Annotated in this window: 11 protein-coding genes; 7 read left to right on the top strand and 4 right to left on the bottom strand. The window is 54.4% G+C overall.

Annotated elements, in window-relative coordinates; all coding sequences use genetic code 11:
• Nucleotide 1: 1 nt before the first annotated feature.
• Entirely contained in the window at nucleotides 2–1039 is a 1038-nt protein-coding gene (locus L5220_RS07040) for a permease (protein ID WP_227517585.1), read from the bottom strand.
• Nucleotides 1040–1124: 85 nt separating this feature from the next.
• Nucleotides 1125–4904: a PAS domain S-box protein gene (locus L5220_RS07035; protein ID WP_499572603.1), complete on the bottom strand. Its 3780-nt coding sequence runs from the start codon at nucleotides 4902–4904 to the stop codon at nucleotides 1125–1127.
• 279 nt (nucleotides 4905–5183) lie between these two features.
• Here L5220_RS07035 and glyA point away from each other — a divergent pair, with 279 nt between their 5' ends.
• Genes glyA through L5220_RS07000 form a run of 7 tightly spaced genes read left to right on the top strand, consistent with a single transcriptional unit; the run spans nucleotide 5184 to nucleotide 11249 of the window.
• The gene (gene glyA, locus L5220_RS07030; RefSeq protein WP_499572601.1) at nucleotides 5184–6461 is read left to right on the top strand and encodes a serine hydroxymethyltransferase; all 1278 of its coding nucleotides are present in this window, start codon (nucleotides 5184–5186) and stop codon (nucleotides 6459–6461) included.
• Nucleotides 6462–6494: 33 nt separating this feature from the next.
• Nucleotides 6495–7541 carry a glycosyltransferase family 4 protein gene (locus L5220_RS07025; RefSeq protein WP_099798542.1) on the top strand — a complete coding sequence of 349 codons (1047 nt, stop codon included), beginning with the start codon at nucleotides 6495–6497 and terminating at the stop codon, nucleotides 7539–7541.
• A 4-nt stretch (nucleotides 7542–7545) separates the two neighbouring features.
• Nucleotides 7546–8796: a competence/damage-inducible protein A gene (locus tag L5220_RS07020; protein ID WP_499572599.1), complete on the top strand. Its 1251-nt coding sequence runs from the start codon at nucleotides 7546–7548 to the stop codon at nucleotides 8794–8796.
• Nucleotides 8793–9221, top strand: coding sequence for a hypothetical protein (locus tag L5220_RS07015; RefSeq protein WP_499572597.1), 429 nt, complete (start codon nucleotides 8793–8795; stop codon nucleotides 9219–9221). Before L5220_RS07020 ends, L5220_RS07015 begins: the two co-directional genes overlap by 4 nt.
• 34 nt (nucleotides 9222–9255) lie before the next feature.
• Nucleotides 9256–10218 (top strand): glycosyltransferase family 9 protein, encoded by a 963-nt coding sequence (locus tag L5220_RS07010; protein WP_499572595.1) that lies wholly within the window; start codon nucleotides 9256–9258, stop codon nucleotides 10216–10218.
• On the top strand, nucleotides 10211–10813 hold the full coding sequence (locus L5220_RS07005) for a D-glycero-alpha-D-manno-heptose-1,7-bisphosphate 7-phosphatase (RefSeq protein WP_099798538.1): 603 nt from the start codon (nucleotides 10211–10213) through the stop codon (nucleotides 10811–10813). The genes L5220_RS07010 and L5220_RS07005 overlap by 8 nt, the downstream gene beginning before the upstream one ends.
• The gene (locus L5220_RS07000; RefSeq protein ID WP_448514283.1) at nucleotides 10803–11249 is read left to right on the top strand and encodes a hypothetical protein; all 447 of its coding nucleotides are present in this window, start codon (nucleotides 10803–10805) and stop codon (nucleotides 11247–11249) included. Before L5220_RS07005 ends, L5220_RS07000 begins: the two co-directional genes overlap by 11 nt.
• Nucleotides 11250–11289: 40 nt before the next feature.
• Here L5220_RS07000 and L5220_RS06995 read toward each other — a convergent pair whose 3' ends face one another.
• Together L5220_RS06995 and L5220_RS06990 are read right to left on the bottom strand one after the other, a co-directional pair.
• On the bottom strand, nucleotides 11290–12171 hold the full coding sequence (locus tag L5220_RS06995) for a universal stress protein (protein ID WP_448526745.1): 882 nt from the start codon (nucleotides 12169–12171) through the stop codon (nucleotides 11290–11292).
• Nucleotides 12172–12304: 133 nt separating this feature from the next.
• On the bottom strand, nucleotides 12305–12742 hold the full coding sequence (locus tag L5220_RS06990) for an acyl-CoA thioesterase (protein WP_499572591.1): 438 nt from the start codon (nucleotides 12740–12742) through the stop codon (nucleotides 12305–12307).
• Nucleotides 12743–12753: the final 11 nt, after the last annotated feature.

The following is a 12753-nucleotide window of genomic DNA, read 5'->3' as shown; positions in this document are numbered from 1 at the left end:
GCTAACTCCACTGCAAATTCAGAAATAAACAAAGGGAGAAGGTGAGTTGTGCCACCAGTATAAAGATATAGATCAGCGCCCGCGGACGGAAAATGGTCAGCAGCAGGCCAATACCTTTGAGATCCACCATCGGGCCAAGGACTAAAAAAGCTAACAGGGCACCGGGGGTGAAGGTCGCTGCAAAGGCAAGGGCGAAAAAGGCATCCACCGTTGAGCAAATGGAAATAACGGTGCCCAGAATCATCATGGCCACAATGGAAATGACGGGGCCTTGGCCTAGGCTGAGGATCAGTTCGCGGGGGGCGGCCACTTGAATGGCAGCGGCAATGAGGCTACCAAGGACTAAAATCCCCCCTAGCTCCCGAAACTCTTGGAGAATGTTATCCAGCAGGAGCGGTAGCCGTTGTGGCCACGGTTGGGGGGAGACCCTAGGGGCTAGGGTGAGGGTGTCAAGGGCAAGGGGTTGACCCGGGGAACTTAGCAGGTAGGTGCCGGATTGCAGCAGTGCCGGAACTGCAACGGTTTCGGGTTGGGGGCGCGGCATCATCGCTGTGACGGTGGGTTGCAAAAAAGGGCGTAGATCGGCTTGGCAGCTAAAGACCCAGCCAACGATGGTGGCGATCGCCAGCGAAAAGAGCACTCGAAAAACAACAATTTCCGGTTGATCGCGAAAGGCAATCCACGTTGCCCAGATCACAATTGGATTAATGGTGGGAGCCGCCAACAAAAAACCAATAGCCACCGAGGCGGGCATTCCTTGAACAAGCAGCCGGCGAGCGACCGGCACATTGCCGCACTCACACACTGGGAACAAAAAGCCAATGCAACTACCCACCAATGCCCCTAACAGCGGCGATCGCGGCAGGCGGCGGATCAGCGCCTGTTCATCGATAAACAGCAGTAACAGACTGGAGAGGAGAATTCCCAATAAAAGAAACGGAAATGCCTCTACTAATAAACTCAGAAAGAGGGTGAAACCGCTTTGGAACTGATTGGCAAGGTTCATGGGCAATACAGGCGGCAACTCCTTGAGGCTCATCCTATCAAAGATCTGCCGCAGTGCTCGGCACCCTAGTAGCAGTCATGGGCAGCCAGCGGCTGTTTTCTAAGGTCGCGCAAGAACGCTATAAAGTTTCCTTCTGTGTGCTGGCAGGGTGCTCAGGATAGCAGCAGTAGATATTGCGGCCTCTATTTTTGGCTCGGTAAAGTTGCTCGTCCGCTAGCCGGATCAGCTCAGCTACTGCTTGGCCGACTTGGGGCATGAGGGTTACAAGCCCTAAACTCAGGGTGACGCGATCGCCCACCGCAGACGCAGCATGGGGAATATTGAGATGATACACAAGGTGCTGAATCCGCTCGGCAATGCGCACTCCCCCGAGTAGGGTGGTATTGGGTAAAATCAGAGCAAATTCTTCGCCACCGTAGCGGGCAACCAAATCCGTCGGACGACGAGCCGCTTGAGTCAGGGTATTGGCGATCGCGATCAGGCACTCATCCCCCGCTTGATGGCCATAGTGATCATTAAAATCCTTAAAGAAATCCACATCCCCTAATATCAGCGTCATGCTAGTTTTTTCTCGCTGTGCCAACTGCCACTGCTGTTCAAGGTACTGGTCAAAGTAGCGACGATTGGCAATTTGCGTCAGCCCATCCATGGTGGCAAGGCGCGATAGCTCAGCATTCCTGCTTTGCAGGTAGTTGTAAAGCCCCACTTGCTCAATGGCAACGGCCAATTGCCCAGCGATCGTGTGTACAAGTTTTTTTTCTTCATCACTCCAGCCGCACGGATTCACCAACCGTTGGAGGGAAAATGCCCCCCAAATCTGCTTGCTCAATTGAATAGGGCAGATTAACCAGCCCCCGGCAAACTGCTCGGCAATTCCCCGGTTGATGCTATCTGTGGGCTGAACCGCTTCAAAGGAGGGCAGTTCGGCCATTTCTCCCTGAGAAAGTCGATCAGCAATGGGGTTGTCGCAATCGGGAATGGCTACTCCTAGGGTCGGCCTGAGGTCGGCGTGCCCAAGATGCTCAACCAAGGGCAGCCAATGGCCTTGATCGGCGTGATACTTGACAATGACTGCCCGATCGCAGCGCAACAGGCGGCTGGTATCCTGTACGGCGGTTTGGAAGATCGTATTTAGGTCGGCAGAGTCGCGAATGGCTTGAATCAACTGGCTGAGGCAGTGCTGTTGATCGGCTTGGTGTTGCAGTCGGTCTTCTTTCTGCTTGCGATCGCTAATGTCGCTAAAGGTAACAATTACTTGCTCAAGGGTGCCATGCGGGGCAAACTGAGGATCTGCTGTCACCTGAAGCCAAATGCGCTCTTGGGTGCGCAGATTGAGAATCCCCACCACCCGATTTTGAATCCGGCGTTGCTCCTGTATCGCGAGCATCACTGGAAATTGCTCTGGTGGCATCGTGTTACCCTCAGCATCGAGAGCCTGCCATGAGTGCTCAACAATAGCTTGCCCAAGCAGGTCAGAGGCGCTAGCCCCTAGGAGTTGGCATGCTTTAGGGTTGACAAGCTGCACCCGTAGATCTGCACTGATGAGCATTACGCCCACATCTAAATCTGCAAGCAAATTTTGCAGCAGTATTTTTCGCTGCTCTAGCTCGTGCACGGCTGCCGATCGCTCCGCCTCGATCCGATTCAGTTGCGTAATATCCCGAACTACGTACAGGATGTGTTCCTTGCCTTTATAGAGGAGTGGGGTAGCGAAAATCTCGACATCAATGAGGCGACCTTTTTTGCACCAGTGTTGAGCGACCCCCTGCCAAGTGCGGTGCTGGCGGATGGCCTCCAGAGAGTCTTTAACCTTTTGAAAATGGTCGGGATGAACAAGCTGTTGGGGAGGCAGTTGTAAAATCTCCTCGCGGCTGTAGCCGTGTATTCTGCAAAAGGCGGTATTGACTTCAATCAGGTGTTCTTCGTGGGGATCATAAATAGCCAGCCCCTCTGCCACTGACTCAAAGACACTGCGGTATTGGGCTTCCCGTTCATCCAATTCGGCCAGCACCCGTTTGCGATCGCTAATATCGGTGCTGACTAGCACACAGCCCATAAGCTGCTCCTCATCATCCATCAGCGGAAATAGATGAGAGAGCATATAGCGAGGTTGCTCGTCCTTACCGCGAAAGAGAAGCTCCTCGCCGCTGAGGGTTTCCCCTTGCAATACTCGCTCGATTAAGCCGTTCACACGCTGCAGTGACTCTTGCGGATGAAGTAAGGCAGCATAGTGCATTCCGGGGGTCACTTGGGCGGTAGCCAAGACATCTAAGCCTGCCCAATTAGTGGTGAGCAGGGTTTTTTCGCGGGTTAGGGTAACAATGAGTACCGGACAGTTATCCACTAACTGCTGATAGCGGTTCTGCTGCTGCTCAAGGGAAAGGAGTAACTGCCGCTCAGTGGTAATATCGGCAATGAGGGCAATTAAAATTTGGGGGTGCCCTTGGGAATCCCGCACACAGGAGAGGGTGAGGTTGCCCCAAAGGGTGTGGCCGCGCTTGTGCCGGTAGCGTTTGATGATTTGGTAGGTGTTGCGCAGCCCCAATTGACACTCTTCGATCAGGGGTGCTTCTTCCGGCCAGTCTTCGGCAAAGGTTAAATCATGGGCAGTGAATTGAGCCAGTTCCTGAGCAGTGTAGCCAACAAATCGACAGAAGGCGGGGTTACAGTAGGTGAGGCGGTAGCCCTCGGCGGGACTGGTGAGCACAATGCCAACTTGGGCATTTTCAAAGACCGTCCGCCAGCGATACTCACTCTGCTGGAGGGCGCGCTCAGCGGCAATGCGCTCAGTTTCATCCACTAAAATGCCTTCGAGGGCGATCACCTGCCCCGCTGCATCGTAAACCCCCTGGCCATACTCGTGCACCCAACGAATGGAGCCATCAGCATGGAGAATGCGATACCCCACATCAAAGGGCTGGCCGCTCGCTAAGCCCTCATGAATGATCCGGTTGACGCGATCGCCATCCTCGGGGTGGGTAATACTGGCGTAGCTGCGGATGTGATTGCCAATTAACTCCGTGTGAGGGTAGCCCGCCAACTTACTAAAGGTTGGACTCAGGTACTCCATCGTCCAGTGTTCATCGTTCGCGCAGCGATAGAGAATCGCCGGCAGATGATCCACTAGGTTCCGGTAGCGTTGCTCACTTTCGCGCAGCCGTAGTTCCTGTTCCTTGGCCTCGTTAATATCAGAGATTAACCCCACTGCCGTTAGCCCCCCTAGGTCAGGGTTAAATTCACGGCGATCGCACACCCACACGTAGTGCCCCCTAGCGTGCTTGATGCGATACTCGAGCACAAAACAGGCCGCCTGCCGTTGACTAAGGCCGATTGCGTCGGCAAAGGTCGCCCGATCCTCTGGGTAAATGAGGTGTTGCCACCCCTGTAAAGTCAGCGGCAGGTCACTTAGGGCATACCCCAGCACCCGTTCACTGTTGCCGCTCCACTGGCAGCGATCGCCAGAGCACTCCCAAAACAAGTGCTGTCCGAGGTTGGTGAGGGTGCGAAAGCGCTGCCACCATTTTTCTAATTCGCTGACTTGCGCCTGCTGCAAAATGCGGCTGCGTTGGTGCTCGGTAATATCCGTTAAAATCAATGTAAACCCCGTGGGGTCTGGAGTCAGGTTTGCTTGCCACCATCGTTGATCGGTGGGGTCATAACAGTTCCATTGCTCAGCCCGCTGAGTTTGCAGCACGTTGCGGATGCGCTCTTGAGACACCTGAAAGGGAATGCCTAGCAGTGTATCCAGAGGTGTGCCCACCATACTACAGGCCAAGTGCCCCACCAACGATTCTGCGGCTGCATTAGCGAAGAGAACGACCCCCTTGCGATCGCCCGCCAAAACGGGGTGGGGAAGCCGTTCCAAGATCTGCGCAAGAAAAGGATCAGAGCCGTTCATAGAGGTGGCTTGCGGGATGAAAAAACGGGAACAACAACGATAAATACAAGTAAATACAAAAGGTGATTAACGTTCACCTTGAGAGTGCTAGCTATGTATAGGTACCTAACGGTATGCCATAAGTCTTAATTCCTATACTATCTCCCTGACTCCGAAATAGCCCTCATCTGCCGCTAGTGAACCCTAACACCGCTCCTGTTGCAGGCAAGCTCAGGGTTGCGAGAGAGGCTGTCGCGATAAGATAGAAAAGAAATTCTTTACCTTGACACTTACACCCCAATGACACAACTAGACTGGCTTGCCCAAACCGACCCCCTTGTGGCTGCAATGGTACAGCGAGAAGTACAACGACAGCAGCACCATCTAGAACTGATTGCCAGTGAAAACTTCACCTCCCCGGCGGTAATGGCCGCCCAAGGCACCGTTTTGACCAACAAGTATGCGGAAGGGTTACCGGGCAAGCGGTACTACGGTGGCTGTGAATTTATCGACGAAGTTGAGCAACTCGCCATTGATCGGGCAAAGGAGTTATTTGGTGCTGCCCATGCCAATGTCCAACCCCATTCTGGTGCCCAAGCAAATTTTGCCGTTTTCTTGGCACTCTTGAATCCGGGGGATACGATCCTCGGAATGGATCTATCCCATGGCGGGCACCTGACCCACGGCTCGCCTGTCAATGTCTCTGGCAAGTGGTTCAATGTGGTTCACTACGGCGTCAGTCCCGATACAGAACGCCTAGATATGGATCAAGTGCGGGACTTGGCACGGCAGCATCGCCCTAAGCTCATTATTTGCGGATACTCCGCCTACCCACGGGTGATTCCCTTTGAGGCATTTCGCGAGATTGCTGATGAAGTGGGTGCCTATCTCCTAGCGGATATGGCGCATATTGCTGGCCTAGTTGCTACAGGGCACCACCCCAACCCTGTGCCAGTGTGCGATGTGGTGACCACCACCACCCATAAAACCCTGCGCGGCCCGCGGGGCGGCCTCATCCTGACTCGCGACGCTGAACTGGGCAAAAAACTGGATAAGGCCGTTTTTCCGGGTACCCAAGGCGGCCCCCTCGAGCATGTCATTGCCGCCAAAGCTGTAGCTTTTGGGGAGGCTCTCAAGCCTGAATTCACTGCCTACTCTGGCCAAGTGATTCGCAATGCCCAGGCCTTGGCAGCGGGTCTGCAAGCCCAGCGGCTGCGCCTCGTGTCTGGCGGCACCGATAATCACCTGCTGCTGATTGACCTGCGTTCAGTGGGCTTAACGGGGAAAGAGGCCGATCGCCTCATGGGAGAGATCAACATCACGACGAATAAAAATACCATTCCCTACGATCCCGCCTCTCCCTTTGTGACCAGTGGCCTGCGTCTGGGAACGCCAGCATTGACCACCCGTGGCATGAAGGAAGCTGAGTTTGCCACCATTGCAGAGATCATTGGCGATCGCCTCCATGCCCCAGCAGATGAAACCGTAAAACTCCGCTGTCGCCAACGGGTGGCCGAGCTGTGCGAGAAATTTCCGTTGTATCCCCACTTGCAATTGCTACAACCAGTGCTAGCCTGAGAGGGAACTGTATCCATCGTTTAACCGCAGCGGATGCTTTACCACCTCATTGCGTTTATTGCCGCCATTGCCGTTGTCTTACTGGTGACCCCTGTTGTCAACGAACTGGGCCATAAGACTGGGTTTGTGGATCGCCCCAACGAGCGGAAAATTCACACCCGCCCCATGGTGCGCCTTGGCGGCATCTCTATTTTTTTAGGCAATCTGGTCGCCTTGCTCCTTGTCTGGAATGCCGGTGGTTTCGGGGTGATGCCCCAGCCTGCGGAGTACGAAATTTGGGGAGTTACCCTTGGTGGTGTGGCCTTTTTCCTGATTGGCCTCGCGGATGATCTACTCACATTACCTGCCCTGCTGCGCCTAGTGCTTCAGTTTGTTGTGGCCGGCATTGTCTGGGCCGTTGGGGTCAAAATTCGGATCATCACCGTCCCCTTTTTCGGCATTATCGACCTAGGCTGGTTGAGCCTACCCCTCACTACCCTATGGCTGGTGGGCATTGCCAATGCCATTAACTTTATTGATGGAGTTGATGGCTTGGCCGCTGGTGTGTCCGGTATTGCTGCCTCCTTGATGCTTTTTGTCTGTATGCTCCTTGGGGAACCAGAAGCGGGGTTGATTGCCGCCGCCTTGGCCGGCGGTGCCCTTGGCTTTTTGCGCTACAACTTCAATCCCGCAAAAATTTTCATGGGGGATGGCGGTGCCTACTTTATGGGCTTTACCTTGGCCGGGATTGGGGTGATTGGCTTGGTGAAAGCCTATACCGCTGCAGCTATTTTATTGCCCTTGTTAATTTTGGCTGTGCCCATTGTGGATACCTCGACGGTGGTGGTCAACCGCTTGCGCCAAGGTCAGTCTCCCTTTGCCCCGGATAAAGGGCATCTCCACCATCGCCTGCTCAGAGCAGGACTGTCCCAGCGGTTAACAGTTCTCTTTATCTATTGCCTAACGTTTTGGGTGGGCAGTGTGGCCATGGCACTGGCGGGGCTGCCGGGGGGCTGGGGCTATGCGGTGGCAGCATCATTGCTAATGGGGTTTGCCACTTGGTATGTCTGGCAGCGGATCGGCACCAGCGAGAACGATTAAGGCCATGAATGCAGAAATTATTTGCGTGGGCACGGAACTGCTTTTGGGTGAAATCCTCAACAGCAATGCCCAATTTTTAGCGCAGCAGTTAGCGAGCTTAGGTATCCCCCACTACTATCAAACCGTCGTCGGTGATAATCCAACCCGCATTAAAAAGGTGGTGGCCATTGCCTGCGATCGCGCCCGCCTGTTAATTTTTACGGGTGGACTGGGCCCCACCCCCGACGACTTGACCACCGAAACCCTCGCTGACTTTTTCCAAGCCCCCCTCGCAGAACGCCCCGAGATCATTGCTGACTTAGAGCAGAAGTATGCCCATCGCGGTGGCTTTAGCCCCAGTAACCGCAAACAAGCCTTACTGCCGGTGGGTGCTGATATTTTACCGAACCCCATTGGCAGTGCACCAGGGATGATTTGGCAGCCGCGTACTGGCCTAATCATCATGACCTTTCCGGGGGTGCCCGCAGAAATGAAGCAGATGTGGCATGACACGGCTGTTCCTTTTCTGCGCTCGCAAGGATGGGGGAAAGAAATTATTTACAGCCGAGTGTTGCGCTTTTGGGGGATCCCAGAATCGGTCTTAGCAGAAAAAGTGGCTGCCCAAATCGCTCGTCCCCACCCGACCGTTGCTCCCTACGCTGGTAATGGCGAAGTCCGACTGCGTATTACCGTGCGCGCCAGTAATGAAGCGGAAGCCCAGCAACTGATTCGTCCCGTTGAAGCAGAGATTCGCCAAATTGTCGGGCTAGACTGCTACGGCGCTGATGACGATAGCCTTGCTGGCTGTGTGGCAACGCTGTTGCAGCAGCGGCAACACACCGTGGCGGTGGCGGAGTCCTGTACCGGGGGAGGGCTGGGGGAACTGCTAACCCGTATTCCCGGCAGCTCTGACTACTTTCGGGGCGGGGTGATTGCCTACGGCAATGCCATCAAAGTTGAGGTACTGGGAGTAAATTCTGAGGATTTAGAACGCGAAGGTGCTGTGAGTGCGACGGTGGCAGCGCAAATGGCGGTGGGGGTTAAAACCCGCCTTGGCAGTGACTGGGGAATCAGCATCACCGGTATTGCTGGGCCTGGGGGGGCAACCCTTACTAAACCAGTGGGGTTAGTGTATATTGGCGTGGCGTTGCCAGAGGGTGAGGTGATCACCCGTGAATTTCGCCTGAGTGCTCAGCGCGGACGAGAGTGGGTACGGCATTTGAGTGCTATGAATGCCCTCGATGTGCTGCGGCGACAGTTGCTAAGCCAAGTATGAGCCACGGTCTTTTCTGGTTCCCTTTGTTGGCGGTATTTCTGACCCTTGCTCGCCTAGGGTGGGTGGAGTACCGCAAGCTAGAGTACTACCGTCACTGGGCAAAGGAGTTTGAGCACAGTAAGTACGATATTTTGGCGGTGCTAGGGCAGCGGGGCGATCGCCTAGTGTGGGGAAAGCCAACACGCCAAGGGATCATCCAGCTTCAGTCCTGTGGTCTAGAGGAGATAACAGCAATTAGCGTTATGGCCGGGGGCCAACCCTTAGACAATGACACTCCCGATACGCAGAAATCATCTGGGCGAATTGAACTGGTCTTGCAATCCTGTGCTGGTGTGGCCTATCGAATTCCCTTTACCGAGTTACCCTTAGCTCTAGCGTGGCGCGATCGCCTCCGACAGATGGGTGAAACTTTACGGGTAGAATAAGGTCGCCCTCCATTTTTATATATCCCCAAAAGTTATGAAAAATGTCGTGGCCTTGGTGCCCGGTGGAATTGGCGATCAAATTTTATTTTTCCCCACCCTCGACGATCTCAAAGCGCACATTCCAGAGGTGCAAATTGATGTGGTCGTTGAGCCACGGGCGGTGGCAGCTTATCAACTTAGCGCATCCGTAGCGCGGGTCATTCCCTTTGATTTCAAAAATCGCAATGCCCTAGCAGATTGGGCCAACCTCATCGGCACTCTGCGAGATGCCGAATACGAGGCTATTCTTTCCCTAGGGCGCAGTAAAGCGGTACGCCTGCTCCTGTGGCTCACTGGCATTCCCAAACGGGTGGGATTTGCAAGGCTCAATCCCTTGGGGTTACTCACCGATGCCGTGCCCGTTAACTTAGACCAGTACAGTGCAGCCGTGTACCATGACCTGCTCAAGGCGTTTGGCATTACAACCCCTTGCCCCTTGCCCAAGGCAGTGCTCAAGCCGGACGATCAAGCGTGGGCGATCGCTGAGCGGCAACGGTTAGGGGTTGCTGAGAGCTATCGTCTCCTCCATGGTGGCTCCAGTCAGATGGCACTGGCAAAAGGCATCAACAAAATTTATCCGCCAGCCGCATGGGTGGAGGTGTTGCAAGCTCTCCAGCAGCAGCAGCCCGACCTGCCCTTTATTGTGGCCTGTGGGCCAGAGGATCAGGCATGGGTCACAGCCCTCAGCCAAGCCCTACCGCAGGTGCGCGTCACCCGCCCTCCTGATTTGGGTAAACTTGCCGCCCTCATGGCTCAGGCACAGCAGATTCTGTGCACCGATAGTGGCCCTATGCACATTGGGGTGGCAGTGGGCACCCCCTTGGTAGCGCTCTTTGGCCCCACGGATCCAGCAAAACTGCTCCCTGCGGATCCTCGCTTTCGTGCGATCAAGTCCCCCACGGGCAATATGGCAGATATTCCCGTCAGCGCAGTCATTCAGGCCGCTTGCCATGGCTAGAGGTGCTGTTTTCTTAGATCGGGATGGGGTGCTCAATCAGGAAATCGGGTATATCCACCGCCTTGAGGATCTACAGTTACTACCCGGTGTCGCTGAAGCGGTGCGGCGCTTAAATGAACAGGGCTGGTTTTGCTGTTTGGCCTCCAATCAGTCAGGGCCTGCCCGTAACTACTACGGCATTGACCATGTCCATGCCCTCCACGAGCGCCTGCAAAAACTACTATGGGACACCGCTGGTGCCGTTCTGGATGCTATTTATTTCTGTCCAGATCTGAGCCGTCCCGAAGGGGGGGTGGTCAGCGACTATGCCGGATGGACCACATGGCGCAAACCCAATACGGGGATGCTGGTGGCGGCAGCTTGGGATCACGATCTTGACCTAACCCGCAGTGTCATGGTGGGGGATAAGGCCACCGATATTGATCTGGCGCGTAATGCGGGCTGCTATGGCATTCTGGTGCAAACGGGCTTTGGCCAGCAGGTGCTTGCAGGGCGCTACCAGCACCCCAGCCAACCGGACTATATTGCTACTGACTTACAGGCTGCCGTAGAGTGGATTCAAACCCACTTGCCCCCACCTAGCCATGCCCCATAAGGCGTCCCCCAAAGCGGACTCTACCAAATTTCCCCTAGTGCTGCTGGCATTGGTGGTTTTGGGTTACATTCTTGTGGGTTGGCATTTATCTGCTTACCCGTGGATGTGGTCAGCCTACGCCTGCATCTTGGCAGCCATCCTCACCGTTGTGGTGGTATGGGGCACCTCCAACTTTTTTCGCTCCATGCAAATGGGGCCACGCAGTGTTGTGACCATGCTGATTCTCAGCACCATTGTCACGCTTTTCGTTAATGCCTTTGCCATCTTTAGCTTGATTGCTATCCTCATGAGTTCTGAAACCCTCGTGCGTATCGAAATGCGTGCCGCAGGCTACCGCAACTGGCAAATTATGATTGTGATCATGCAGATGGCAATTTTAGGGGTGTTTATTGGCTGGACGATCGGACGCTATCTGCTGCCGCAGGCGATCGCCTAGGGGTATCTCAATTGCTTGCACCCGCTTAACGGCTGCCGCTCTAGCGACCCGCAGGCGGGAAATAAATAACAGGAAACACACAGCGGCGAATAATATCTCCGGCAAAGCTAGGGATAGACAGCTCCCAGATTTTACCCACTGAGGCTGAGGAAACCGCGATGGCATGAATATCGCGATCGTGCGCCGCCAATTGCGCCTCGACAATGGGATTCCCAACCCGGATTTCTGTCTCAACGCTTAGGCCGTAGCCGGTAAATTCATTTTTTAGCTCGGCAAGGATTTTTTCTGCCCGTGGCCGTTCTTCGCCCACCCCCAGTTCCCCCTGACCTGCATCGCTGATAATCCAGCACAGTGCCATTGAAGCAATACCCGTACCCGTCTGACGCTTTACCCCTTGGCGTAGCTGCTGGATCAGATGCTGCGCCGATGGGCTGTGGTCGTAGGGCACTAGCAGATTTCGGAACAACTGCTGGCAGCGCAAATTTAATTCTGCTCTGGTGAGAACCCATAGTAACTGTGGGCGGAAAATCATCACCGGAATTTTAATCCGCTGTAACACCCCAATGGTGGTACTGCCAAAGAGTTTTTCATCCAAGAGGTTACGAATAGGACGACTAACCAACACCAGATCAATCTGGTGCTTTTCAACGGTATCAAGGATGGTATCGGCTGGGCGGCGATTATCAATAATGACGTCAGCCTTGATGTTAGCTGGAACCTGCGTAGGGTCAATTTTCAGCGACTGACGAGCGCGTTCAAGTTTTTGCTCCCGCAGCCGTGGCTTGTCGCCATCGTCATCAATGGGGCAGGCATGAAGGAACACTAGCTTTTCGATACCTGCTGCCGCTAGCGCGTCAATATAGGTTGTGAGCTTGGGCAGACCATCGTGTAGATCGGTTGGAACGAGTAAGTTCTTAAACATTGCTGCCCTATTGCTCCCCGATGCCATACTCTAATTGCAGATTACCCTAGGAGCATGGTGTTGCGCTAGTAGTCCCAGCGTTAGAATTGTAGGTGTTGAGGATGGAAGGTTCTACAATTTGGGAAGCTATCGCCTATACTGGAAAACCTCTCGCTGGCGGAGTGCGCATTTCCGAGGTGAGCCAATCGGCGAGGGGCAGGGGAAGCGGTGCCTTGTGTCGTTCCGGTAAGGCAAGGCAGACATGGTGAGTTTGAGCAACAGCTACGCAGTCGGCCTCTGAACTTAGAACCCTATAGCCTAGCTGAAAGCGACTGCCATCCACGGCCTCAGGAGTGACAATAATGCGCAGGCGATCGCCACAGTAGAGAGGTTTCAGAAACCGTATCTGTGCGTCAGTAATGGGGACGATTAGGCCGCTACCACTAAAAAACTGCCGTAGATCCACTCCCAACTGTTGCAGTAGGTTTTCGTAAGCCTCATGGCAAAACCGCAGCACATTGGCAAAATAGACAACCCCTGCCGCATCAGTATCGCCAAAGTGAACGCGGCATTCGTAGGTTTCAAGCTCCATTCCTCACCCTC

The organism is Synechococcus sp. PCC 6716, from assembly GCF_022570815.1.
GTDB classification, from domain to species: Bacteria; Cyanobacteriota; Cyanobacteriia; order Thermosynechococcales; family Thermosynechococcaceae; genus Thermosynechococcus; species Thermosynechococcus lividus.
The sequence above is the reverse complement of the archived record's forward strand: the minus strand, read 5'-3'. Positions and strand labels throughout refer to the sequence as shown.